This is a genomic window from Altererythrobacter sp. TH136, from assembly GCF_007065885.1.
In the GTDB taxonomy this organism is placed as follows: domain Bacteria; phylum Pseudomonadota; class Alphaproteobacteria; order Sphingomonadales; family Sphingomonadaceae; genus Tsuneonella.
Genome location: NZ_CP041409.1, coordinates 1,373,024 through 1,397,737 on the forward strand (window position 1 = coordinate 1,373,024; position 24,714 = coordinate 1,397,737).

At 64.7% G+C, this 24,714-nt stretch carries 17 protein-coding genes; 7 read left to right on the forward strand and 10 right to left on the reverse strand.

Annotation, left to right across the window (positions count from 1 at the left end):
* Window positions 1-55: 55 nt before the first annotated feature.
* Both C0V74_RS06725 and C0V74_RS06730 read right to left on the reverse strand, forming a co-directional pair.
* Window positions 56-3,211 carry an amidohydrolase family protein gene (locus tag C0V74_RS06725; RefSeq protein ID WP_168194169.1) on the reverse strand — a complete coding sequence of 1,052 codons (3,156 nt, stop codon included), beginning with the start codon at window positions 3,209-3,211 and terminating at the stop codon, window positions 56-58.
* Window positions 3,212-3,345: 134 nt separating this feature from the next.
* Window positions 3,346-5,529: a TonB-dependent siderophore receptor gene (locus C0V74_RS06730; protein WP_143251129.1), complete on the reverse strand. Its 2,184-nt coding sequence runs from the start codon at window positions 5,527-5,529 to the stop codon at window positions 3,346-3,348.
* A 228-nt stretch (window positions 5,530-5,757) separates the two neighbouring features.
* Here C0V74_RS06730 and C0V74_RS06735 point away from each other — a divergent pair, with 228 nt between their 5' ends.
* The 6 genes from C0V74_RS06735 to C0V74_RS06760 all read left to right on the forward strand — a co-directional run bounded on the left by C0V74_RS06735 (window position 5,758) and on the right by C0V74_RS06760 (window position 12,868).
* Complete coding sequence (locus tag C0V74_RS06735; RefSeq protein ID WP_168194170.1) at window positions 5,758-6,939, forward strand: PepSY-associated TM helix domain-containing protein; 1,182 nt, start codon at window positions 5,758-5,760, stop codon at window positions 6,937-6,939.
* On the forward strand, window positions 6,936-7,874 hold the full coding sequence (locus C0V74_RS06740) for an alpha/beta hydrolase (RefSeq protein WP_143251131.1): 939 nt from the start codon (window positions 6,936-6,938) through the stop codon (window positions 7,872-7,874). The genes C0V74_RS06735 and C0V74_RS06740 overlap by 4 nt, the downstream gene beginning before the upstream one ends.
* Before the next feature lie 95 nt (window positions 7,875-7,969).
* Window positions 7,970-9,409, forward strand: a complete 1,440-nt coding sequence (zwf, locus tag C0V74_RS06745) for a glucose-6-phosphate dehydrogenase (RefSeq protein ID WP_143251132.1) — start codon at window positions 7,970-7,972, stop codon at window positions 9,407-9,409.
* A 5-nt stretch (window positions 9,410-9,414) separates the two neighbouring features.
* Window positions 9,415-11,229 carry a phosphogluconate dehydratase gene (gene edd, locus C0V74_RS06750; protein WP_143252203.1) on the forward strand — a complete coding sequence of 605 codons (1,815 nt, stop codon included), beginning with the start codon at window positions 9,415-9,417 and terminating at the stop codon, window positions 11,227-11,229.
* Window positions 11,230-11,293: 64 nt separating this feature from the next.
* Window positions 11,294-11,917, forward strand: coding sequence for a bifunctional 4-hydroxy-2-oxoglutarate aldolase/2-dehydro-3-deoxy-phosphogluconate aldolase (gene eda / locus C0V74_RS06755; protein ID WP_210413389.1), 624 nt, complete (start codon window positions 11,294-11,296; stop codon window positions 11,915-11,917).
* A 294-nt stretch (window positions 11,918-12,211) separates the two neighbouring features.
* Entirely contained in the window at window positions 12,212-12,868 is a 657-nt protein-coding gene (locus C0V74_RS06760; RefSeq protein WP_210413390.1) for a TetR family transcriptional regulator, read from the forward strand.
* An 8-nt stretch (window positions 12,869-12,876) separates the two neighbouring features.
* Here C0V74_RS06760 and C0V74_RS06765 read toward each other — a convergent pair whose 3' ends face one another.
* The 5 genes from C0V74_RS06765 to C0V74_RS06785 form a co-directional block, all read right to left on the reverse strand.
* Window positions 12,877-13,497 carry a helix-turn-helix domain-containing protein gene (locus C0V74_RS06765; protein ID WP_143251134.1) on the reverse strand — a complete coding sequence of 207 codons (621 nt, stop codon included), beginning with the start codon at window positions 13,495-13,497 and terminating at the stop codon, window positions 12,877-12,879.
* Window positions 13,498-13,550: 53 nt separating this feature from the next.
* The gene (locus C0V74_RS06770; RefSeq protein ID WP_143251135.1) at window positions 13,551-14,732 is read right to left on the reverse strand and encodes an amidohydrolase family protein; all 1,182 of its coding nucleotides are present in this window, start codon (window positions 14,730-14,732) and stop codon (window positions 13,551-13,553) included.
* 70 nt (window positions 14,733-14,802) lie between these two features.
* Complete coding sequence (locus C0V74_RS06775; protein ID WP_210413391.1) at window positions 14,803-16,422, reverse strand: AMP-binding protein; 1,620 nt, start codon at window positions 16,420-16,422, stop codon at window positions 14,803-14,805.
* Window positions 16,395-17,543 (reverse strand): DUF3089 domain-containing protein, encoded by a 1,149-nt coding sequence (locus tag C0V74_RS06780; RefSeq protein ID WP_143251136.1) that lies wholly within the window; start codon window positions 17,541-17,543, stop codon window positions 16,395-16,397. The genes C0V74_RS06775 and C0V74_RS06780 overlap by 28 nt, the downstream gene beginning before the upstream one ends.
* Before the next feature lie 29 nt (window positions 17,544-17,572).
* On the reverse strand, window positions 17,573-20,470 hold the full coding sequence (locus C0V74_RS06785; protein ID WP_168194172.1) for a TonB-dependent receptor: 2,898 nt from the start codon (window positions 20,468-20,470) through the stop codon (window positions 17,573-17,575).
* 558 nt (window positions 20,471-21,028) lie between these two features.
* Between C0V74_RS06785 and C0V74_RS06790 the strand changes: the two genes are divergently transcribed.
* Window positions 21,029-22,330 carry an Hsp70 family protein gene (locus tag C0V74_RS06790; protein ID WP_143251138.1) on the forward strand — a complete coding sequence of 434 codons (1,302 nt, stop codon included), beginning with the start codon at window positions 21,029-21,031 and terminating at the stop codon, window positions 22,328-22,330.
* Between the two features lie 17 nt (window positions 22,331-22,347).
* Here C0V74_RS06790 and C0V74_RS06795 read toward each other — a convergent pair whose 3' ends face one another.
* The 3 genes from C0V74_RS06795 to C0V74_RS06805 form a co-directional block, all read right to left on the reverse strand.
* A complete protein-coding gene (locus tag C0V74_RS06795; protein WP_143251139.1) occupies window positions 22,348-23,805 on the reverse strand; it encodes a DUF87 domain-containing protein in 1,458 nt (485 codons plus the stop codon).
* Between the two features lie 95 nt (window positions 23,806-23,900).
* Window positions 23,901-24,104: a hypothetical protein gene (locus C0V74_RS06800; protein ID WP_131622683.1), complete on the reverse strand. Its 204-nt coding sequence runs from the start codon at window positions 24,102-24,104 to the stop codon at window positions 23,901-23,903.
* 76 nt (window positions 24,105-24,180) lie between these two features.
* A complete protein-coding gene (locus C0V74_RS06805) occupies window positions 24,181-24,627 on the reverse strand; it encodes a PaaI family thioesterase (RefSeq protein ID WP_207912278.1) in 447 nt (148 codons plus the stop codon).
* Window positions 24,628-24,714 lie beyond the last annotated feature (87 nt).

Below are 24,714 nucleotides of genomic sequence, written 5' to 3' on the forward strand. Positions count from 1 at the left end.
GATAACGGCGCGCGCTTACCCATGTCGCCGCACTATCAGGAAAAAGCGAGCGGGTTCATCGTTCCGTCGCCTCGGAAGTTCCGGCAGTGCTGAACCAGAAGACCGGCGGCGGCTTCGAATCGGGCCACACTTCGGCCAGGTCATCGCCGTGATAAAGCCGCCCGTTCTTCATCACCCAGGCGATCGCGCGCGCGTTGGTGATGTCGGTCCGGGGATCCTTGTCGAGCACCACCAGATCGGCCAGCTTGCCCGGTTCGATCGACCCCAGATCCGCTTCTCTCCCGATAGTGCGGGCGCCGTCGATAGTAGCGGATCGCAGGATTTCCGCCGGGGTCCACCCGCCCATCTGATGCGCCTCCATCTCCCAGTGGGTGCCCAGGCCCGGCACCTCTCCGTGCGCACCGATCGACACCAGGCCCCCTGCCCGCTTCACGGCCAGCGCGCTGGCGGCGATCGTGGGGAATAGATAGGCGGACGGGTCGCGCCATTCCCGCTGCCAGAGCTTTTGATCGCGAAACCACGCTGGCGCGAACCGGGCGTATTTCGCATCCCCGTGGGGTGCGTCCCGCGCGATGAAGAAATCCTGCGCAGGGTAGCCGCCGTGCGTGATCTGCAACGTCAGGTCATAACTCGTGCCGCTGCGCGCCAGCAGCTGCACGAAATCGTCGTACAGCACCGGCGGCGGGATGGCGTGCTCGTTGCCCGCAAACCCGTCGAGGATATGACTGAGACCGAGCTTGGCCGACAGCGCCCCTTCGGTGGTGGGCTGCAATCCCAGCGCCCGTGCGCGCTCGGCAATCCATTGACGTACCCGGCGGTTGCCAGACCGATACATCTTGACGTTGGTCAGGCCATACCGGTCCCGATACCGCCGCAGGACAGCGTCAATCTGTTCAGGCGACCGGAAATCGTTGAACCCGAAGATCGCGGTCCCGGTTGAGAAGATCCGCGAGCCGACAACAAGGCCGGCATCCAGCGCATCCTGATAGGCGAGCATGTCAATCGTGAGCGTCGACGGGTCAAACGCGCTGGTGACGCCATAAGCGAGGTTCGCCGCTGGACCCCAGGGCGCGAAATCCAGCACGTCGCGGCGAATGTCGGCCACGTGATCGTGGACGTCGATCAGCCCCGGAATGACATACCGGCCGGCGATGTCGCGCACTTGCGTGCCCGGCGGCACTGGAAACGAGCCACGCGGCCCGATGGCCGCGATCCGGTTGTCTTTGACCAGCAGGTCCGCGTTCTCGACCGCTGCTGCTGCGCCCATCGTCAGCACGGTGGCTCCGCGCAACAGCAGGTGCCCTGCGGGAACGTCGCGCGGGATCGTGACGATGGCGTCGACGGTCGTGACTGCGCCGCCAGCGGCCGGACGCCGCCAGATGGTCGGGCCGAGCGACCAGAAAATCTCGCGCCCATCGCCGCTCCAGCCAAAATAATCGGCGCCTTCGCTCGTCAGCTTCTGTGTGGATGCGGCCGGGTCGGACAGGTCGACGGATGAACCATCTTCCGGAAGGCGAACGAGGTACAATTGCTGCGCGATTTGCGCCAAGGCCTGGCGGCCGTCAGGGCTGACGCGAAGGTCATCGGCAGGTGCCGGACCCTCGGCAAAATACCAATTGGGCCCGACGACCCGCGCGGCAAGCCGGTCGTCCTTTGCGTCGTGGACCCCGTCGGCTCGATTGATCAGCAGCGTGCCGTCCGCCAGGAAGTGCGGCTGACCGCCCAGGTTACCGCGGGCCAGCACTTCGCCGGTGGTCAGCGAGACCAGCTCTGCTTCACGGATCTGGCCGAACTCAACATAGCGCGCCCGCCGCTCCGCGCTGGGAGAGCGAACCGCCACCACGCCGCCATCCGGCGTGTAAACGGGGTGCGTGTAGAACGCATCCTGGCTGGTCAGCCGCTTCGGCGAGCCCTCTCCGGGTCGCACCTCCCACACGTGGCCCCCTTCAAGCGCGGTCCAGGTAACGAACAGCAGACGCTTGCCATCGGCGGACCACGAGGGATGGAACTGCGGAGGCAGACCGTCGGCAACCGGCGTTGGAGCCCCGCCTGACGCCGGCATCGCGTAGACCCGCCCGAGCGCCGATAATGCGAACGTGCGCCCGTCGGGTGAAAGCGCGGGAGTTTGCACGATACGCGCCCGTACCGGTCCGGTTTCGACTCTGGCCGGTGCGTGGGTCAAAGGTCCGAGCTGCTGCTCGACTTGCGCGGTGAACGGGATCGGGGCCACCGTGCCATCGCGCAGTGAAATACGGGCCAGCTTGCCGCCTCGCGTGAATACGACCGCGTCGTCGTTGGGCGTGAACGCCATGCGAGGCGCGATGTCGCTCCAGTACGACGCCTGTAGCGAGTCCGGGTCAAGCTGGGTGAGGTCGCGCTCGGCGCCCGTAGCAAGGTCGCGCAGCCGCAGCCACGTTCGTCCGGTGCGCCGTTCGGCGTAAGCAAGCAGCCGGCCATCGTGCGAGACGGCGGGACGGAAGGCGCTGGCCTGCACCTTGCCAAGGCGGACGTCCCCGACAGCCTTGACCAGCGTCTCGGCCGCGCCGCCAGCGGCAGGCATGCGCGCGATGCGCCACTCGACCGGCTCCGCGAAGTCGAGATCACCGCCGCGCGCGGCGTAGTAAAACCACTTGCCGTCCGCCGAGGCGACGGCGCCGAGTGCGTGCTGGACCGGCCCGCCGGTGCCCTGCGTCCGGTTTGCCACCACCACTTCGCCCGCGCCCCCGGACACGGGATAGCGCCACAGTTCATACGCGTTCCGGTCAGGCCAGTACCGCGAGACCAGCAGCCCGGTGCCGTCGGCGGTCCAGGAAGGCGAGACGAAGATCGGATCGTCATCGTGCAGCGTGACCTGGCGCGCATCCTTGCCGTCAGGACGCATGACCCACAAGTTCTCCGCACCCGAGCGGTCGGACAGAAAAGCGATCCAGCGGCCATCAGGCGAGAACGCCGGTTGAGTGTCCACCGGCAGGCCATGAGTAATCGCCCGTGCCCGCCCGCCATTGGCGCCGAGCACGTAGATGTCGCCCAGGATCGCGAACGCCAGCGTCCGGCCGTCGGGTGACAGATCGGGCTGCAGTCCGGTCGCCTCATCCACCTCGAACGCGATGGTCCGGGTCGGCTGCAAGGGCAGCGTTTGGCCGGGCTGCGCAGGCGGCACGGGCGGAAGCCCCGACACGCGCTGCTCGACCGGCGCAAGCCGGTCGGCCACTTGCACAGGCGGCGCGGTCTCAAGCCCCGGAGGACCGTGGGCCGTGGCAGTCCCGCAAAGTGACACGGCCAGAACAACGCCGGCAACCGAAAGCACCAGTTGCCGGCCTGTCATCATGCGAACCTTCCGTGCGGTCAGAACTTGTACGTCGCGGTTCCGATAACCTGCCGGCCCGCGCCAAACGTACAGTTATTCGGCCCGGCGCACCGCGCGACATAGCGCTTGTCGAAGATGTTGGAGCCGTTGATCGCGAACCGCCATTCCGGCAAGTCGTAGTGCACGATCGCGTCGAACAGGGTCGAACTGTCACTCACGTAGACCAGCGGGTTGAACGGACCCGGCAGGCTGCCTGCGCTCTTGCTGGTATAGCGGATGCCGGCACCGAACCCGAACCCGCCCAGCGCCCCGCGCTGGAAGGTGTAATCGGCGAACAGCGAAGCCTTGTACTTGGGCGTGACCGGCAGCGGCGCGCCGATCTCGACCGCCACTTCGCTCTCGGTCACTTCGCTGTCGGTGTAAGACAGCGAGCCGTTGAGCGCGAGCTGGTTGCGGAGGCGGGCCACGAACTCAAGCTCTGCGCCCTGCACTTCGACTTCCCCGCTCTGAGTGGAACCCAGCGGAGGCGCGGTGACGGGGCCATACGACGCGCTCGCGACATTTCGCTGCTTGATCTGAAACAACGACGCCGTGACGAGGAGGTCGACGTCCGGACCCAGGGCGCGTCCATCATACTTGATGCCGCCCTCGATCTGCTCACCGGTGGTGGGCCGGAACGCAGCACCGCTCGCACTGACGCCGAGTGTGGGCTCGAACGATGTCGCGTACGATACGTACGGCACCAGGCCGGACGCGGTCACGTAACTCGCGCCCGCACGCCAGGTGAACTTGTGCTGGTCGGACGCAGCGCCGAAGGTTTCCAGATCGACCCAATCGTAACGACCCGACAGCAACAGGCGCAGACCGCCGATCGCGAGCTGGTCCTGCATGTAGGCGCCCGTCTGATTGAGGTTCTGGTCGGTGTACGGAATATCGATCGCGGGCCGCGGATAGGGCGCCTCCGCCCCATAGACCGGATCGTAGATGTCGATCGTGCCGCCGGCGGCGAACAGGAAGCCGAAGTAGGCTTCGTTGGAGACTGTCCGGTGATCGATGCCGGCGAGCAGATTGTGCTCAATGCCTCCGGTGCCGAACTTGCCCGCCACGCGGGCGTCGACCCCGAACGCGTTCACGTCTTCGGCGTAGGGGAAGATCGACCGGGTGACCGTGCGGCCATCAGCGTTGAGGAACGCGTTGTAGATGACATCCTGCGTTTCGGCGTAGTCTGACCATCGCGCATTGACTGTGGCGTTCCAGCTACCGGCGAAATCATGAGCCAGCTCGAACCCCGCGCCCCACTGGGTGCGTTCGTACCGGTTGTAATCGGGCTCACCCAGATTGACGTCGCGACGGATCGGGCCGTTGGAATTGGGCAGCAGCGTTCCTTCCACCGGCAGGAAGCCGTTGGTGTCGCCGTTCACCTCGTCATATTGATAATACGCGAGGCCCGTCAGTCTGGTGTCCGGTCCCAGATGCACAGTCGCGGCGGGCGCTGCATAGACCCGCTTGGCGCGCACGAAATCGCGTTCGGCGTCGCGATCGCGGACCATCACCGTGCCGCGCAGGTCCAGCCAGTCAGTCGCCGCGCCGGTCGCGGTCATGGCGAACTGCTTGTAATCGTCCTCCCCATACTTGAGCGAAACTTCGCTGCCGAAGTCGCTCGACGGGCGGCGCGTGGTCTGGTTGTAGATGCCTCCCGGGGGGGCGCTGCCATAAAGAACCGAGGCCGGTCCCTTGAGGACGTCGAGGCTTTCGAAGGCATAAAGGTCAATGCCGTTCGAAAAGATCGTGGTCGTGACCGGGGTCGCGAGGCCATCCATGAACTGCTTGGGCGGAAAGCCGCGAACCTGGATGAAATCGAACCGCAGATCGGGTCCGTAATTTTCGCCGGTGGCCCCAGCGATGTAACGGACCGCCTGCTGCGCATCGATGAAGTTAAGCAAATCGATCTGGTCACGGGTCACGACACTGATCGACTGCGGGGTTTCGACCAGCGGAATGTCGCTTTTGGTGGCGGTCGACGCACCCTGCGGAACATAATTCCGCGCGGTGACAACGATGATCCGCTCACCGTTTGCATCGGTGGTCGCAACTGTTTCGGTTCCCCCGCTGCCGGGCGTTTCGCTCGGACCGTCCTGTGCGTTTGCCGGAGCCGAGACGAACAGGATCGATGCCACGGAAACCAGCGCCGTGCTCGAGGTAAGACTTGAGACCTTGCGCATCGAGCGCCCCCTTCGTGTGTCCATAGATCGCATCGGCTCAGAACCTTCGTCCGCTGCCGACATCGAACCGAATCGCGTACACAGCGGCGCATCCTCGCCGCCGCCCGTCAGGTTCGCCTGATATGCTATTGCAAACCGATTGCAATAGCCGTCCATCGCTGTAGGTCTTCATTCGCGTTCCAGCACTGGCAGCCGCCTCGACAACGCGGAACAAGGATGAACCCGGACATGTTGCGCGCTGCGCTGTTGCAGATCCACCGATACACGGGGTTAGCCACGCTGGCGTTCCTGGTAATCGCCTCGCTCACCGGCTGCGTGCTGGTGTTCCGCGGACCGATCGACCGCGCCCTGAACCCCGATCTGTTTTATGCGCAAAGCACCGCCGAGACCGCTGAAGCGAGCGTTCGCGCCGTCTCGCGCTGGGCAGCTGCCAATCCCGATCTGCAGATTCTCAGCTTCCCCCTTCATCCCGGCGAGCAACGCACGATCCCGCTGTCGGTCGCAGCCAAGCCGGGCCGACCGGCGACGACTTACGATGAAGTGTTCGTCGACCCTGCGAGCGGCGCGTTTGTCGGCGGGCGAAGCAGCGACGCCGGGATTGACAGGCGGCACCTGATCAAAGGGGTGGCTGATCTGCATTTCGACCTGGTGGCCGGAACTCCGGGGCGGTGGTTCCTTGGCGCCGTCGCCGTTGCGTGGCTGCTGTCGTCACTGGCTGGCTTGTACCTCACGTTTCCAGAGCGCGGTGGGTTCTGGCGCTCGTGGTGGCGCAACTGGCAGTTCCGTCGGTCGAGCAAGCTGCCACGCTTGCTGCTCGATCTGCATCGGGCAAGCGCGCTGTGGCTGTTTCCTTTCCTGCTGATCCTGGCCGCGACCTCCGCCGCGTTGAACTTCTTCGGAGAGTTCTACGCGCCGGCGGTGACGAAGATGTGGCCACTCGAACATGATCTGTTCGACAGCGACCCTCCGCCGCGGGACCCCGCCGATCCCAGGCTGACGCTGGCTGAGGGGCTCGCCGCAGCCCAGGCGCATGCAGATCGGACCGGACTGGAGTGGCAGCCAGCCACCATGCTCTATCTGCCCGACTGGAACTTCTACGGGGTCAAATTCTCACCCGATGGGGTGCTCGATTACTCGAACCTGGGACCGGTCGATTATTACGTCGACGCCGACACCGGCGCTTACCGCCACGAGGTTGACCCGTACACCGACACGATGGGCCTCAAGGCGATCAGGGTGGTCTATCCGCTTCACAGCGGGGAGATTTTCGGACCGGTCACTGTCGCACTGGTGTTCGTGCTGGGACTGGCCACGCTTTTGCAATCGCTAACCGGACTCTACATCTGGTGGAAGAAGCGCAAGTCGCGAGTAGCGGCCCGGCGTGCCCATCGCAGAAAGGCTGCAGCTTGAACGGGGATGACATCGATCCGGACGTGCGCGAGTTCGTGCGCCGCGTCAGCCAGCGCTTTGCCGAAGTGCTCGGCGACGGCGCGACTGATTTGGCCAGCCAACGGGCCGCGGCTGAAATCGTCCGCGCACCATGGCGCGAGGGTGGACCCATGATGGCCGCAACCGAGCAACGGCTCGTCGGCCCCTCCAAGGTGCGCGTGCGGATACACCGTCCGGCGGCAGGCAAAATGCTGCCTGCGCTGGTGTACCTGCATGGCGGCGGATGGACGACCTTTAGTCTCGACACACACGATCGCCTGATGCGCGAATACGCCGGCCGGGCGGGCTGTGCAGTGGTCGGCATAGACTACAGCCTCTCGCCCGAAGCTCGTTTCCCGAGGGCGCTGGAGGAAATTGGCGAAGTGCTTGGGTGGCTGATGTCCGATGGTGCCGAGGCTGGCCTCGATAGCACTCGCATTGCCATCGGCGGCGACAGCGCGGGCGCCAATCTGTCGATAGCCAGCATGATCCGCGCCCGCGACCGCGGCGAACCGCTCACGCGCGGCATGATCCTGAACTACGGCGCCTTCGACGAAGAAGTGCGCGGCAGCCATGCCCGCTACTCCAGCGCGAATTACATGCTCGAAGCCGCCGAGATGGATGCCTTCTGGCGCAACTATCGCGGCGAAGACCGATCGGACGACCCGCTTGCAAGGCCATTGCTGGCCGATCTGACCGGCCTGCCCCCCGCTTTCCTGTGCATCGCCGAATGCGATATCTTGGCAGACGAGAACCACGAGATGGCCAGGGGGCTCGAACTTGCCGGGGTTCCGGTGGTGGCCAAAGTCTATCGGGGTGCTACGCACAGTTTCCTTGAAGCAGTCAGCATTTCGGCGCTGGCCGACCAAGCTTTGCAGGACAGTGCGGACTGGTTGAGGGAACAACTGTGCTCGTAACCGGTCATCATCAGGAATCGCCCGGCAACCTCCATGATTGCCTGATGTAAATCCTGCGGTGACTGCGCTGTTTGGGATCTGGAAAAACGGACCACATGATGTTCACCGCCGACCGACTTCTGCTCTTCGGCGCGACGGGAGACCTGTCACAGCGCATGTTGCTCCCGTCCTTGTGTGCGCTGGCCCAGGACGGGCTGCTCGCGCCGGGTCTTACGATTGTCGGGACTGCGCGGTCGCAGATGAGCGATGCCGAATTTCGCGATTTTGCACGGGCCGCGCTGGAAAAACACCTGCCCGAGGGGCGACGACAGGGCATGGCGGCGTTTCTCGAGCGCTTGAGCTACCAGTCGCTCGACGCGTCCACCCTCGAAGGGTTCGATGCGCTGGCCAAGAAGTTGGGCACGCCGGCGCAGGGGCTGGCGATTTTTCTGTCGACCGCTCCCAGCCTGTTCGAGGCGACCATCGCCGGCTTGCAGTCGGCCGGTCTCACCGGCGACAACGTGCGGATAGGGCTGGAAAAGCCGCTCGGTACCAGCCTGGAGAGCAGCCGCGAGATCAACGACGCGGTGGCGGCCGCCTTCACTGAAGACCGAATTTTCCGCATCGACCACTACCTCGGCAAGGAAACCGTCCAGAACCTGCTCGCGTTGCGGTTCGCGAACATCATGTTCGAACCGATCTGGAACGCCAATTACATCGATCACGTGCAGATCACCGTGGCAGAAACTGTCGGTCTGGAAAGCCGCGTCGCGTATTACGACGACAGCGGCGCGCTCCGCGACATGGTGCAGAACCACATGCTCCAGCTGCTCGCGCTGGTGGCGATGGAGCCCCCGACCAGCTTCGACGCCACCGCGGTGCGCGATGAAAAGGTGAAAGTGCTGCGTTCCTTGCGCAAGGTGGCGGAAGGCGAGACCGTGACCGGCCAATACCGCGCAGGCGCTATCTCCGGCGAGGCCGTGCCGGGCTACGACGAAGAACTCGGCAAGGACAGCGCGACCGAAACTTTCGTCGCGATCAAGGCGCACGTCGATAACTGGCGCTGGAAGGGCGTACCGTTTTATCTGCGTACGGGTAAGCGTCTGCCGGAACGGGTGACCGAGATCGTGGTCCAGTTTCGCTGCGTGCCGTTCTCGATCTTCTCCGGCCGAGGCGCGAAGACCAAGCCCAACCAACTGGTTATCGGCATCCAGCCGGAAGAGAACATTCACATGTCGCTGATGGCCAAGGTGCCCGGCCTTGACCGCGAAGGAATTCGCCTGCGTCCCGTCCCGCTCGACATCTCGATGCCCGATGCGCTCGCGGGCGCGGTGCACCGGATCGCGTACGAACGTCTGTTGCTCGACCTGATCGAGGGCGATCAGACGCTGTTCGTGCGCCGCGATGAAGTGGAAGCGCAATGGGGCTGGGTCGACGCGATCCGGGCGCTGTGGGCGGACAGCGGGCTCGAACCCAGGAGCTATGGCGCGGGCAACTGGGGTCCAAGTGCAGCCATTGCACTGGCGGAGCGCGACGGGGTGACGTGGCATGAGTGACCGGCATGAATAACCTGAACGACACGGTCCACCGCGTCACCCAGCGGATCATCGAGCGGTCGGCTGACAGCCGGCGGCGCTACATCGACCTGATGGAAAGGGAGGGCGAAGCGCACGCGGATCGCAACATGGCCCTCGGATGCTCAAACCTGGCACACGGGTTCGCCGCGACGGGGGAGGACAAGCCGTCCATCGCCAGCCGCGCCGGTCCCAACATCGGCATCGTTACCGCTTACAACGATACCATCTCCGCGCATCAGCCGTTCGGCGCCTATCCCCCGCAGATGAAGGTGTGGGCACGCGAGGTTGGTGCGACCTGTCAGGTGGCGGGCGCGACCCCGGCGATGTGCGATGGGGTGACGCAGGGGACCGATGGCATGGAGCTGTCGCTGTTCAGCCGCGACGTGATCGCGCTCAGCACGGCGGTCAGCCTCAGCCATGCGATGTACGATGGCGTGGCCATGTTGGGTATGTGCGACAAGATCGTCCCCGGCTTGCTGATCGGCGCGCTGCGGTTTGGCTACCTGCCGACGATGTTCCTGTCTGCCGGCGCCATGCCGACCGGCATCTCCAACAAGGAAAAGCAGCGGGTCCGCCAGCTCTTTGCCGAGGGCAAGGCCACCCGCGCCGAATTGCTGGAAAGCGAGGCGGCGAGCTATCATTCGCCGGGCGTGTGCACGTTCTATGGCACCGCGAACTCCAATCAGATGATGCTCGACCTGATGGGCCTGGCGCTTCCTGGATCGGCTTTCATCAATCCAGGAACACCGCTGCGGCAGGCACTTACGCGCGCTGCGGTCCACCGGCTGGCGGCGATCGCCCGCACCGGCACCGACTACCGCCCCCTTTACAGATGCGTGGACGCACGATCGATCGTCAATGCGACCGTCGGCCTGTTGGCCACTGGCGGATCGTCTAACCACGCGCTTCACATCCCGGCATTCGCGCGCGCGGCGGGCGTCCAGATTGACTGGAGCGACATGGCGGAACTCAGCCAGGTGGTGCCGCTGATCGCCCGGGTCTATCCCAATGGCGCGGACGACGTGAACCACTTCCAGGCCGCTGGTGGGCTGGGCTTCGTGGTCCGTGAACTGCTCGATGCCGGGCTGATTCACCGCGACATCATGACCGTGCATGGCGACGACCTCGGCGCTTACGCGCTCGAGCCTTGGCTCGATGGCGAGGATCTTGCCTGGCGCGACCCGGGGCCTAGCGGGGACGAGACAATCCTGCGTCCAGTGACTGCCCCGTTCGCGCCGGAAGGCGGCATGCGACTGGTTCAGGGCAACCTGGGCCGTGCAACCTTCAAGACCAGCGCGGTCGATCAGGCGCGGTGGACGATCGAGGCGCCGGCACGGGTATTCGACAGCCAGGTCGCCGTCGCGCAGGCGTTCGCGGCGGGCGAACTGGATCACGACGTGGTGGTGGTCGTCCGCTTTCAGGGCCCCCGCGCCAACGGCATGCCGGAACTGCATAAGCTGACCCCGGTCCTCGGCCTGCTGCAGGATCGCGGCCATCGCGTGGCGCTGCTCACCGACGGACGCATGAGCGGGGCGAGCGGCAAGGTGCCTGCCGCGATCCATTGCACGCCCGAAGCGCTGGGTGGTGGTCCGCTGGCACTGCTGCGCGATGGCGACATCGTGCGGCTGTGCGCGGAGACCGGCGTCCTCTCGACCACCTCGGATCTGACAGGGCGCGAAGCCGCGACGATGCGTGAAGATCAGGACGGGACCGGCCGGGAACTGTTCGGGATGTTTCGCGATCGTGCCGACTCCGCCGAACACGGTGCCAGCGCGATGCTGGCGGCGGCCGGCTTGTGAGCAGGACTTTCTCTAGCCCGGACGCAACGCCGAATGCGGGCTCGGCAGATCATCAATTGTCGAAATGGGGATGTTGACCATCGACCAGATCATGCGGACTGCCCCGGTCATCCCGGTGGTGGTGATTGACGACCTTGCGCATGCGGTTCCCCTCGCGGAAGCGTTGGTGGCAGGCGGGCTGCCCGTGATCGAGGTCACGTTGCGGACGCCGGTAGCGCTGGAAGCGATCCGCGCCATGAAGTCGGTGCCGGGCGCGCTTGTCGGGGCGGGAACCGTGCTTGACGCAGCGCAGCTGGCGCTCGCCCTCGATGCGGGGAGCGAGTTCATCGTCGCTCCCGGTTTGACCGAACCCCTCGCAAAGGCTGCCATCGCCGCTCGCGCGCCATTTTTGCCTGGGGTCGCCACGGCCAGCGACATCATGCGCGGACTTGACCTGGGCCTCACCCATTTCAAGTTTTTCCCCGCCATGGCAGCGGGCGGACCGCAGGCGCTGAAGGCGCTGGCCGCGCCGTTTGCCCACTGCCGTTTTTGCCCGACCGGGGGCATCACGGCGGACACCGCGGGCCAGTGGCTGGCCATCTCATCCGTGCTGTGCGTGGGCGGCAGCTGGGTGGCCCCACCCGGGGCGCCGGATCGCGGGGTGATCGAAAAGCTTGCCCGGGAAGCTGCCAGCCTTCGGCAGGTTTAGCCTTGTACCTACTTTAACAGGGTCGCGCCTGCTCAGGGCGGGACATTGTCGTCGATGGGCGATCTGTTAGAGCGTGTTGGTCAACCGAGAGACCCAATGACCCACGCGGACGGAGAAGAGATTTCCCGAGAAGCCGTATATGACGCGGTCTGGTCTCGGCCGCTCGCCATGGCGTCAAAGGAGTTCGGTCTGTCGGCCAATGGATTGGCCAAGTTGTGTGATCGGCTAGGAATTCCTCGCCCCTCCCGGTCCTACTGGGCCACACCGATCGCACAGCGCGGCGCCCGGCCCCCGATGGATGCCCAGCAAACGGCGCCAGACGAAAACTCGGTTGGCGATGGCGAGACCTTGCGCCCCAGGCGAAGAACCCGGCTTGCGCCGGCCGATCGCCACGATCAATTGCTCGATACGGCGGCGGCAATCGCCGTGCGAGACGGCGTTCAAAAGGTCACCTTGAAAGCAGTGGCGCGCGAAGCGGGTATCAGCGAGGCCCAGGCGCATAATTGCTTTCAAGGGCGGCTTGATCTCCTGCTCTCGCTAACGCGGCGGGAATTGAGCATTCTTGAGGAGCGGCGCCGGTCGCGAGTCGTTCGCGGGGACGACCGCATCGCGCGCATCGTCATTTCGACCGTAAGCTATCTGCACGAGGCGGTCGAACGCGGCCCCTTGCTGCAGATGCTGCTGCGCAATTCCGACGTTCGAGAGGCACTGCGAGCGGAGCGCGCTTCGGCGACCGCGCGCGCTCGTGAACCCATCCTGCAGGTCTTGTCGGGCAAGTTTGCGATGAAGCGTGCGGTCGCCAACGGGTCGACCGCCGCTTTGGCCGCAGTATCATTGCGTGCCGGCGGTCTAGTCGCTTCGGGGCGGACCGATCTTGCGGTGGCCGAACGGATTTCGTTGGCGATCATCCTCGCGGGCGCGCGCAGCAACGAGGCTTGGGAAGAGGGCTGATCAGGGCCTCAGCCGGGTCGCATCGCCTCGATGCCGCTTCGCACAAGACGCTGGCAAATGGCCAATGCATCGTCGAGCGCGAGTTCCCTGCCATGGACCAGCCGACCGAGTTCTTCAGGCACTGCGATCAGCAGTTCGACCAGCACTATGGCTTCGGCGCTGGACAGACGAAGTTGCGCACGCGCCGCCCGTGCCAGCGCCCGGAGCGCACGGTTACGGGGCGCGGTCACAGACCGCGATAGCGTCACCCCGTGCGGCGCGTCGCGCAGGATCACGTGGATCACCGGTCCGTGCTCGGCGACGTGCTGGAGGTATAGCGCGGCGGCACGGGTGCCGCGATCTGTGACTTCACCGGTCTGAGCTGCACTTACGATCCCCGTCCCCTCAAGGCGCCCCAAATGGTCCACCAGGATCGCTTCGGTGAGAGCGTCAGGTCCGGAGAAGTGAGCGTAAACCAGCGCTCGGCTGGCGCCTATGCGATCTCCCACTGCCTTCATCGACAGGGGAAGCGCACGCGTCTCCACGATGAGGTCGACCGCCGCGCGGAGTATCTCCGAACGGCGATCGTCCGCCGACTTTCGCCGCGCGACGGGCGGTGCTGCCGCGGGGGATGAAGGCGTCCCGGTCACCCGGCCTCGTTACGCCTAGTCAATCGACCGGGCAATGCGGGGCCGGATCGGGTTCAGGCGGCCGCCAACGTGGCCGGTTGGCCCGGCATGTTGAGCAGCTGCTCGTAATTGCGACGGAAGAACTGGTCGCGCGCGTCCTCGTCGATCCCTTCCATCGTCCGCTCGAACTTGCCCAGCGGATCGCGGGTACCTTCGGGATGAGGATAATCGCTGGAGAACATGAAGAGGTCCGGCCCGGCGTCGCGGATCATCAACCCGACGTCTTCATCGGGAAAAGGCGTGAACTTGACCGCGCGGCGGATGTACTCCGACGGCTTCATGGTCAGTTCCTGCAGGTAAGGGTCGGTCCGCTTGAACGAGCGATAGGCATAGTCGAGCTGGCGCAGGAAATCGGGCACCCACCCTGCTCCGGATTCGACAACCGCTCCGCGCAACTTCGGGAAGCGCTCGAACACTCCGTCGTAGATCATCGCGGTGAGGAAGATCTGGGGCGCGTACCACAGGCAGGTGTAGTCAGCGAAACGCAGGTTCTCGCCGCCCCCATGGAGGTCGGGCGATCGCGCGCGGCCATTGTTGTGGAACGCCTTGGGTTGAGTCATCGTGCCGGGGCCGATGTGCAGCGTGAACGGGATGTCGTTCTCGACCAGCGCGGACCAAAACGGGTCGTAATCCGGGTGACCCGGCGAACGCTCTCCTCCCGGAGCATTCGCCGGGACGAGAACCGCCCCCGCCCCGCGCTCGATCGCGGAGCCGAGCAGTTCCAGCGCCCTGGCTGGATCGTCGAGCGGAATGAAGGCCACAAACACCAGTCGCGGATCGGCGGCGCAGAAATCGGCTTGAGCGCAGTTAAGCGCATAAGCGGCCTTGTACAGCGTGTCCTGATCACGGGCGCGGCGGACGAGTCCGAGGCCGAATGTCGGGAAGACCAACTGCGAGCCAAAACCAAGCCAGTCGAGCGCCTTCACTCGCTCCTCGGTATCGAAGGCACCATATCCGGCCCAGCCCTTCGCCCCGGAGATGATATTAGCCCGCGCTTCGGCATCGGCAGCAGGATCGGCCTTGCGGGCTTTCGAGCTGTCGATGATGCTGAGGATGCGCGACCCGCTTTCCGGATCGCCGTAGAGCGCGCCCAGCGACGTCAGCAAATCCGCGTCGAGGTACGGAGCCAGCCAGTCTCCTGTTTCCATAGTGTGGCTGTCGGCATCGTGGATCACCCGGCCCGCGGCGTACGTCATCGCAATTCTCCTCGACGTCTGAACAGGCTGCGATGCTCTACTTTTGTGGTGCGCGTGTCAACAGATTCGATCAGATCCCGCGGGCGCGTCCCTGCCAGTAGTGTTCACGCACCTTTCGCCTTTCAGTCTTGCCCGCGGGGCTGATGGGGATGTCGTCCAAGTAGTCGATTTCTCTAGGAACTTTGTAAGGTGCCAGCGTATCTCTTGCCATAGCGATTAGTGCGTCTGTCAGTTCCTGCGACGGCTCGTAGCCGGGATTGAGCGAGACAACCCCCCGGACATCCTCGCCCCAGTCAACGCTGGGCACGCCCACCGTGCAGCTCTGGCGCACCGCTGGATGGCGCTGGAGCGCGTTGTCGATCTCCTGCGGATAGATGTTCACCCCGCCCGAAATGATAGTCTCCGCGGATCGGCCGGTCAGGAACAGGTATCCGTCCTCATCGACATAGCCGATGTCCCCCACGGTGTAGTAATCCCCCGAGAACACTTCCCGGTTCTTCTCGTCTGCCTTGAAGTAACTGACCCGGCCCGTAGCCGGCTGCCGGAAGCTGACCTGTCCCGGCACCCCCGGGGCGCATGGCTTGCCTTGCTCGTCGAGCACGCATGCGCCGAATTCGGGTAGCAAGCGCCCCACGCTGCCCGGCCGCTCCAGCCATTCTTCCGATGTGATGCCGATGTTGGCGCTCGCTTCGGTCGAGGCATAGTATTCGTAGAAGATCGGCCCCCACCAGTCGATCATTGCCCGTTTCACTTCAGGCGTCACCGGCGCCGCGCCATGGATGACCAGCCGCAAACTGGAGGTGTCGGCCTGTTGCTTGATCTCGGGCGGCAGCGCGAGAAGCCGTTGGAACATCGTCGGCACCATGTGGCTGTGAGTCACCCGCTGACGCGCGATCAGGGTGAGCGCCTCGGCCGGATCAAAGCGTTCCATCATCGACACCGCCGCGCCCGATGCGAGCGGGATGGCGATATCGAACGCAAGCGGCGCCGCGTGATAGGCAGGGCCGCACAGCAACTGCACGTCGCCGGCCTGGTAATTTGCGCGCGTGCCTTCGCCTTGTGGCAGAAGGATCGGGGCGCCCTCCTTGATCACGCCCTTGGGACGGCCCGTGGTGCCCGAAGTATAAAGCATCGATTTGCCAAGGACCGGATCGGCGGGATCGTCGCCACTTTGCGACTGTAGCCCTTGATCGAAGTCCGCGAAGCCTTCAGCTGACCCTCCGACGCATAAGCGAGCCTTCAGAAGCGGCGTCTGCGCCCCGGCGACCTTCTCCAGGAACTGCGCTTCGATCACCAGCGCTTCGGCATCGCAATCATCAAGGATGTAGGCGACTTCATCGGCCGCGAGATGCCAGTTGATCGGCGTGTAGCGGAAGCCTGCGCGTTGGCAGGCGACCACCGTCTCGATGAACTGGGGAATGTTGCCGCACAGAAGCGCGACCGGTGATCCCGCGCTCAGCCCCGCACCTCGCAGCAGGTGGACCAGCCGGTTGGCGTTGGCGTTCAACTCTTCAAACGTGCGGTTTCCGCGCGGCGAGAGAACCGCGGGAGCATCGCCCCGCTGGCGCGCCCAATACGACACCAGCATCCCCCGCGCCGCCATCTCGACGATACGCGCGGGGTCTTCGACTGCCGGCGGGACTGCCGGCACCGCCGTGTCGGTCACTTGCCCCCCTGCTGTCTCCGCCACGCATCCGCTTGGCTATCCGCCAAACGCAAGAGGTCGCCCATCGCCACCGGCATGTCGATCAGATGCAGGCCCCAGTCCTTGAGCACCGATCCGCCCGCCACGACGTCGCCGGTTATAGTATCGGTTCGCGCGTCGGCCGGATCGCCGTTCACCGTCACAGCCAGATAATCGAACCCGTCCTGCGAAACACACTCGGTAGCAATGAGCCCCGGCGTCCGCACGAACGGAGTGGCGACAGTCACCCCCTCGCCCCAGGCCGTCATTGGCTGTGCGGAATCGCCCGGACCGCCGGAGGTGAAAATCGCATCGCTCACCGCGCGCTGGCCGGTCAGGTCGGCGGGGTTCGTGCAAGCGACCCTGAGACCCTCGCCCGGGCTCTTGCCGAACCGGCTGTTGGCGGGCGGCGGCGCATCCTTGCGGAAGGTGACGTAGCTCACCACGCAGCCGCTTTGGCTGGAGCTGGTGCAAATCGGCATCTGCTTCAGATCACCGCCGACCACAGCGTCCTTCGGAACCGCCACGTTGGTGCCGATCAGCATCGCCGAGATGATCTGTTTTTGCACCGGGCGCCCCTCGATGGACTTCGCGATCAGGGCCTTGAGCACACCGGACCCCTGGCTATGGCCGATCAGGACCACGCCGCGCCCCTGGTTGTCACGCGCAAGGTAATCCTGCCACGCTGCGGTGACATCCTCCAGCGGCATCGCCCGGTCCGCCGCCAGCGCTTGCCCCTGCATCGCCGAGCGCAGCGCGGTCAGCGTGACCTGGCGATACATGGGCGCGAACACGCGGCACTGGCCGGTGAAGCGGCCCACCTGCGCGTAGGCCACGCGTCGTTCCTCGGGCCCGATCTCCATGTCACTATTGGGCGTCGGATCGTTCGAGACCGTCGGATATACATAGAAGCAATCGTAGGCCGGCTCATCGGCCTGTTTGAAGCGCTCAACCTGGGTCCGGCCGTCCGTGGCCACGGACGTCACGTCCTGATTGTCCGCGCAGGCATCGGTCCGGCCCGGGCGGCACAGCCAGGCGGCATCCTGCCGGTAATCGGGGGCCGGCGCGGGACTGGCGGAAGCAGTCGCCGCAGGGGCCATCAGCGCGAGCGCAAGGGTTATGCTCATCGTAATCTCCAGCTATGCACCTGCGGGCCTCAGAACTTCTTCCGGATGCCCACCTTGATCACGCGACCCAGCGGATTGCCGGTGAACGGGTCGTAGTTGAGATCGAGGCGCGCGAACGGCGGATCCTCGTCGGTGATGTTCTGCACGGTCAGCGACAGCGTCGTATCTAGCGGTTCGATGTCGAGCGTGTAGCTAAGATCGGCGGTGACGAATTCGTCGATCTCCTTGCCCAGCGGGCTGGTGGCGGTGAACGTCGTCGGCCCCCGGCTATCGGTCATGCCGCCGACGTAACGCACGGTCCCGCGCAGGGTGTGCGGGCCGGTGGAGTATTCCACGTATGCCTGACCCTTCAAATCCGGGATTGAGCCGTAGCCAAGGTAATCGAGCTGACCGGCAAAATCATCGCCTTCCGACACCAGCACGCCCTCCACCAGGAAGTCGCCCGCTTGGTATTCGATGACGTAGCTACCATCGACGCCAATCACCGCACGGCCGCCCAGCAGGTCGCCCCGCAGGCTCGCGGAGAAGTCGATGCCGGAGGTGCGGATATCGGGTCCGTTGACTTGGTTGAGCCGTGTGCGCAGCAGATTGCCCCGCGAACACACGTTGTTGTTGAAGGTAAACCGCGACAGGAAACCGGGGTTCTGTGCAGCCGCCGCGCACGCCGCCGCGTCGGTCACCCCGGTCGGGAACAGCGCGGCAACCATTGCAGTGCCGGGTTCGTTGTCGAGTCCGCCCTGGAAATCGAAGCGATAGTAATCGATGGTCGCGTTGAAGCCCCCGGTCTGGACGATGATCCCCGCGTTATATGCGTCGGCCGTTTCGGGCTGCAGATCCGGATTGCCGAAGGTATCGTAAGCGCGGTAGCCGCCCACCGCGGCGGTGAACGCCAAAGTGGTCGTGGGCGTGGGGACCAGCAACGTCTGGGGCGGTGCCCTGAATGTGGTCGAGACCGACCCACGCAGCGCCAGCCAGTCCGTCAGCTGCCAGCGCACCGCCAGCTTCGGATTGACCGTCGAACCGATATCGCCGCCATAGCTTTCATAGCGGACGGCCGCCTGCGCATTGATCGTATCGGTCACCGGCAACTGGAGCTCGGCAAATGCTGCATAGACATCGCTCGAGTACGAGTAATTGTCGAGCGGACCGAAGAAACTGAAGACGCCGTTCTGGCGGCCAGGGCAAATCTGGTTGCCGTTGAATTCGCTGTCCACGCAGGGGAACTGGGCGACATCGAGCAGGGCGTCGACATCACGCTGGCTGGTGTTGCGGCGGTATTGTCCGCCGACCGCAAAGCCGATCGGCCCGCCGGGCAGATTGATCCCCGCCTCACCGCTGAGCACGGTATCGATCACGAACAGCTTGCTGGTGCTCCGATATGCATAATCCTCGAACAGGTAGTCGATCACTTCCAGGCTGTTCGCAGTCGATGCCACGAAATTGGGGTTGACCCGCCCGTCGATTTGGCTTGCCGCGATGCCGCTCGAAAATGGGTTGAAGTACAGGCAGCCGTTGGCCCCGGGAGTATTGGCGGCGACGTTGCAGCCGAACCCGCCGAGACCGCGCAGGGCCAGTTCCAGCCGCGAAACCACGATGTCCGGAGTCGCGATGTCGCTTGAATTCTCCATGTACGTCGCGGCGGTATCGAGCTTGAGCGATCCGCCCAGTTCCGCGGTGATCCCGCCCGAAACGCGGAACCCTTCGAAATAGCGCTTGTCTTCCTTCCCCTCCCCGCCGGTCAGCGGATTGCCGCCGACACCCAGCGGGCGCCACAGGATGGTGGTCGAGACACCGTTGATCCCGGCCTGGTTGGCAGCCACTGCGCCGCCCAGCGCACTCGCGGGATAGCTGTTCAGCAATGCTCGCAAGCCCGGATTGGTCGCGGGAATGAAGAAACCGGCGCTGACCAGGTTGCGACCATTGATGGCGGCGGTGGGAAACTGCACGGGCGAATAGGACGGCGAGCTGTTCTCGCGTGGCACATCGTGGCTGGCCCACAGACCTTCGATATGAAAATCGATTCCGTCGGAGATCTCGTAATTGACCTGGCCGAACACCTGATAGTGGTCTTCATCCTCCACCAGATTGTCGAAGCTGGTGTACCGAAACACGCACTGGGGCGCACCGGTCGAAGCGGGCACCACGGGGCCGGAAATCAGGGTGCAAGCCGGGTCGACGAACAGGCCGGCCGGGCTTCCCGCTGCAGTTATCGGGGTATAGGTCCCCGGATTGCCGAAGGGCGTGAAACCCCCCTGCGGGTTGGTGAAGTAGTCCAGCTGCGCGAAGTCGCGATCGCGGACGCTGAGTTCCGAGCGGTGGCGATACGCCGCCGACAACAGAACGTTGCCACGATCAAATTGAGCGCCCCAGTTGAGCGCGAAGTTGTAGTCTCCGTCGGACCCGTCGATGAAGCTGTAACCCGCGCTCGCCTCCAGGCCGTCCAGGTCCGTCCGGGTAATGAAGTTGACCACGCCGGCAACGGCGTCCGAACCGTACAGGGCCGCGGCGCCGTCCTTGAGAACCTCGACCCGGCCGACCGCCGCCAGCGGCAACAGGTTGGTATCCACCGAACCCACCAGCGTGGGTGCCGGCGCGAGTCTGCGGCCATTGAGCAGGACCAGCGTGCGCGGCGCACCCAGGCCGCGCAGGTTAACGCTTCCCGAACCGGTGGTCTGGCCGGCACCGAATTGATTGGAATCGCCGATCACGCCGGCTGACGAAGGCAACGCCTTCAGCAATTCGACAACGGTCGGTGAGCCTTGCCGTACCAGCTCTTCGGAAGTGATGACATCGACGGGGACGGCAGAGTCCTCAGCCGAGCCGCGGATATAGCTGCCCGTGACGACGATCTGCTGCTCGGCAGCTTCGTTGCCAACATTCGGATTGGAAGCGATGGCGCCCGGCTCGGCTGATTGCGCATGAGCCATGGACGAGAGCGACAGCGCCGCAATCCCGCAAGTCGATAGCAACAGGTGTCCCGCGCGCATCCGTCATCTCCTCCACTTGCCGTGTCACGAATCCCGCGCCGGCTTGGGCATCAAGGTGGATGCTAGGAGTAGCGTCCGTCAATCTTATTTTCACGCTATCCACTAAGGACGGCAATGGCGGCCGGGTTTTAGACGTAGCACAGGCATGCAAGCTGAGCCGGGCGCCCCTTGCGCATGGGCAAAGGTCAAGGCGCGAGGCGGGGTAGCTGTGATGCATTCGCGCATGGCCTCCCCTACACACGCCTTGGGACCGGTTCCGTCCCTCAAGCCTTCTATCTATGCTTCGTAGCGGTTGGTCTTACTCGTCGGCCAGCATTCCGTTCATTCGAATCGGCAGGATTAATGGTGTTAGCCGCCACCAAGGTTGGCCGGCGCAATCCCGACAGCGCTACCTCTGGCCAGTGCCTCTGCTGGCGTCAGTCGAAGGTCACCCCTTGTGCGCCGCCCATGCGCGGCGCATCGGGTGCCGCCCTGCACAACAGAGGCTTACCCGACCCCATGAGTCTAACCCAAGCCGGCGCTGCAGTTGGCCTCGACTTCGGCACCACCAACAGTGTTGCCGCGGTGGCTGGCCAATTCGGCGAGGATCCGCGTCTCGTGTCCTTGGCAGGGCCGAGCGGACCGGTGGAAGTCTACAGGTCCGCGCTGTGTTTCTGGCGCGATCCCGCAGTGCGCGGAGGACTCGCGGCGGAGGCGGGGCCGTTCGCAATTCACGAGTATCTCGAATATCCGTCAGACAGCCGCTTCCTGCAGTCGTTCAAGTCGGTTGCCGCCACGCCCTCGTTCGACCGTGCCGTCGTGTTTGGTCGCCCCTATCGGTTCGAAGACCTGGGCCAACTGTACCTTGAGAAGCTGGCCATTCACGCAGGGGGCTCGCTCGATCGGCTCGACCGTCTCGTCGTCGGGCGTCCGGTTCAGTACGCAGGCGCCCGTTCCGATCCGGTGCTTGCCCGGCAACGCTACGATGCGATGTTCGCCGGGTTCGCGGGCGAGATCCATTATGTCTACGAACCGCTGGCCGCAGCCTTCAGCTATGCATCCCGCCTGACCGAGCCTGCGACTCTTCTGGTGGCGGATTTTGGCGGGGGTACGAGTGACTTCTCGATCGTCCGAGTGGAAGAGCCGGGGGTTCGGCAGCGCTGCAAGCCACTGGGGCACGCAGGCGTGGGGATCGCCGGCGACCGGTTCGATCAACGGATCGTCGATCGCCTCGTGCTGCCCTTGCTGGGCAAAGGCGGCCGCTATCGCTCGTTCGACAAGGAACTCGAAATCCCGCCCGGCTTCTTCGCGGACTTCTCCGACTGGTCGAAGCTGGCGCTCATGCGCAACCCGCGCACGCTCAACGAACTGGGCCGGCTTCAGCGCAGTGCACTGGACCCGGCAGCGATCGGACGGATGATCGCCATGATCGAGAACGAGCTGGGCTTTCCGCTATACGACGCGGTGACGCGCCTGAAAGCGGACTTGACCCAGAACGATCAGTCCACCTACCAATTCACCGGCGCCGGCGTCGAGATCGAGGCAATGGTCACCCGTCGTGAATTCGAAAGCTGGATTGCCGATGACATCGCCCGGATGGCGAACGCGGTGAGTGATGCGCTGAGCGATGCGGGGGTGAGCGCGGTCGAAATCGATCGGGTGTTTCTGACAGGAGGCACTTCATTAGTGCCCGCGGTGCGACGAATCTTCACCAGCCGTTTCGCGGAGGACCGGATCATGTCGGGAGGTGAACTAACCTCGATCGCGCACGGCCTGGCCCTGATCGCACAGGAGGGAGACCCGTCCGTCTGGCGCGCCTAGCCGCCCCGGATCGGCACCTAAGCCAGCGCGGTCGCCAGATTGAGCTGGGGAATCGCGACCGCCCGCCGCCCTGCGTAGTCCGTTCGCACGACCACGAGATCGGTCTTTTCGAGATGCTCCAGCATCCGCCTCGCGCGCCCTACCGAGCGGGTGCCGTAGAGAATGGCAAGCGCCTCGTCATCCGGACACGGCCTGCCGTCGATCGCCGCCTTTCCGATCGCGAGGAATGGGGTGAGAAGCTCTTCGGGAATTGTTTCTGCTAGCGCGAGCAGGCGCGCGTCCTGTCCATGCGGGTCGTCCAGGGTCACCCCTGCGAGCGACTGCGCAAAGCTCTTTCGGAACTGGGCGGCGTCCAGCCCATGATCCTTCAGGCCGCGCATGCGGCAGCGCACCGTGAAGTCCTGAAACAAGGTAGCCGACGGAAGGAACGTCGAGCCATCCTCGCCGCTCATCTCGTCCAACACTTCGCGCATGACGCTGGCGCACTCGTCACCGGACAGCGTCACTTCCGGATAGCCGGGTGTCGGGGCTGTCTGGTCGGCGATATGCTCCTGAAGCGCAGCGGCCGTCGCGCGGTTTGGCGCAGCCGCGCTCCACAATTCCGCTTGAGCCGGCGGAACCTCTGGCGGGGCGTGAAGAAGACTTGCCATGTCTTCGCCAGTGGCGAGCGGTGGCGGCGTCAGCCCCGCTACGGTGGACTTGGCGCGGGTTTGCACGTCACCCACTCGCACGGTCACCGGGCGGCGGCTGATCGCGGGGCCGAGCCCCACGAAGTGACCACGCTCGAGGTCCCGGATCTGCTCCGCCTGCCGCCGTTCCATACCCAGCAGGTCTGCCGCCCGGATCATGTCGATGTCGAGGAAGGTCCGGCCCATCAGAAAATTGGACGCTTCGGCAGCGACGTTTTTCGCCAGTTTCGCCAGCCGCTGGGTGGCGATGATCCCGGCAAGACCACGCTTGCGGCCCCGGCACATCAGGTTGGTCATGGCGGCGAGCGAACTGCGACGAGCCTCGTCACTGACGTCACCCGATGCGGACGGGGCAAACAGTTGCGCCTCGTCCACGATCACGAGCGCTGGATACCAATGCTTGTCGGGAGCGTCGAACAATGCGCTCAGGAAGACCGCCGCACAGCGCATTTGGTTATCGATTTCCAGCCCATCCAAGGCGAGGACGACTGACGCGCGGTGCTCGCGCGCTCGCGCGGCAAGGCGGGCAACTTCGGTATCGGAATAGGCGGCTCCGTCGATGACCACGTGGCCGAACGCTTCAGCCAGGCTCACGAAGTCGCCTTCGGGATCAATGACGATCTGCTGGACGATCCCTGCACTTTTCTCGAGCAGCCGACGCAGCAAATGCGATTTGCCCGAGCCGCTGTTGCCCTGCACCAGCAACCTGGTCGCAAGCAGCTCCTCGACGTCGAGGGTGACAGACTTGCCCGCGGCATCGGCGCCAAGATCGATCTGATTCTGCACATGCGCGTCCTAGCAGGCTTGCCCGGCAGCCCACCGCGCCATCAGGGGTTTTCCGCAGCTTTCAGCCGGCGAGAGCTTGCTGCGTGCCCAGCATGTCAATCGTCACCGAGCGACACCCACACATCCACCGGCGCCGAGAACTTGCCTGGAGCCGGCTTGCCAACATCGATGCGCTCGGCCGTTACCTGCCGGCCGTTTTCTAGGGTGAACGTGGCCCACGGCTTTGGCATGCGCTCGAACTTCATGGTCTGAACCGCGCGGCCCGTCCGGGTGTTCATGATCGTTGCGATGACAGCCATGACCGCGCCCTAAGGCCCCAATGTCGCGGTTGTCGACCTGTCGGCTGTGGATTGCGCACAGCGCGGATCGCGATGATCACTTCCCGCCGATCGCCGCGGCCGACGCCGCGATGATGCGCGACTTAGACAGCAGCCGCACGGTTGAGCTTCCCTTGGCGAGGACTTGCCCGGACAAATCCGTCAGTTGGCCTTCCATGAAACAGGTCGAACGGCCTTCGCGCTCGACCCAGGCTTCGGCCACCACCGGGCCGGGCCGGGCCGGCGCGAAAAAGCTGATCTTCAGTTCCAGGGACACGGGGGTGATATCATCCTCACCGCGATCGGCATGCAGACCGATGATGGCGTGCGCCATGGCGGAGTCGATCCAGCCGGTCACAAACCCGCCCTGCACCACGCCGCCGGAGTGGCACATGTGCAGTCCGGCCTGGTATTCCAGCGCGGCACGTCCATCCGCATTGCTGATGATCCGCTTGAACCCGAGGCTTTCGAACAAGTTAGCGGGGCTTTGAGCAGCGTCGTTCACCCGGTCATCCTTCTGTCTGCACCACAGTTCCCCGGTGTGCCTGGCCGGCGAGCGCCGGGAGCGAATGTCGCGGCCTGCAAAGCAAGA

Excerpts from the sequence above, each read along its gene's own strand:
- C0V74_RS06730 (WP_143251129.1), bottom strand. The coding sequence starts at position 5,529 with ATGCGCAAGGTCTCAAGTCTTACCTCGAGCACGGCGCTGGTTTCCGTG.
- C0V74_RS06735 (WP_168194170.1), top strand. The coding sequence starts at position 5,758 with ATGTTGCGCGCTGCGCTGTTGCAGATCCACCGATACACGGGGTTAGCC.
- zwf (WP_143251132.1), top strand. The coding sequence starts at position 7,970 with ATGATGTTCACCGCCGACCGACTTCTGCTCTTCGGCGCGACGGGAGAC.
- edd (WP_143252203.1), top strand. The coding sequence starts at position 9,415 with ATGAATAACCTGAACGACACGGTCCACCGCGTCACCCAGCGGATCATC.
- eda (WP_210413389.1), top strand. The coding sequence starts at position 11,294 with ATGGGGATGTTGACCATCGACCAGATCATGCGGACTGCCCCGGTCATC.
- C0V74_RS06760 (WP_210413390.1), top strand. The coding sequence starts at position 12,212 with ATGGATGCCCAGCAAACGGCGCCAGACGAAAACTCGGTTGGCGATGGC.
- C0V74_RS06770 (WP_143251135.1), bottom strand. The coding sequence starts at position 14,732 with ATGACGTACGCCGCGGGCCGGGTGATCCACGATGCCGACAGCCACACT.
- C0V74_RS06780 (WP_143251136.1), bottom strand. The coding sequence starts at position 17,543 with ATGAGCATAACCCTTGCGCTCGCGCTGATGGCCCCTGCGGCGACTGCT.
- C0V74_RS06785 (WP_168194172.1), bottom strand. The coding sequence starts at position 20,470 with ATGGCTCATGCGCAATCAGCCGAGCCGGGCGCCATCGCTTCCAATCCG.
- C0V74_RS06790 (WP_143251138.1), top strand. The coding sequence starts at position 21,029 with ATGAGTCTAACCCAAGCCGGCGCTGCAGTTGGCCTCGACTTCGGCACC.
- C0V74_RS06800 (WP_131622683.1), bottom strand. The coding sequence starts at position 24,104 with ATGGCTGTCATCGCAACGATCATGAACACCCGGACGGGCCGCGCGGTT.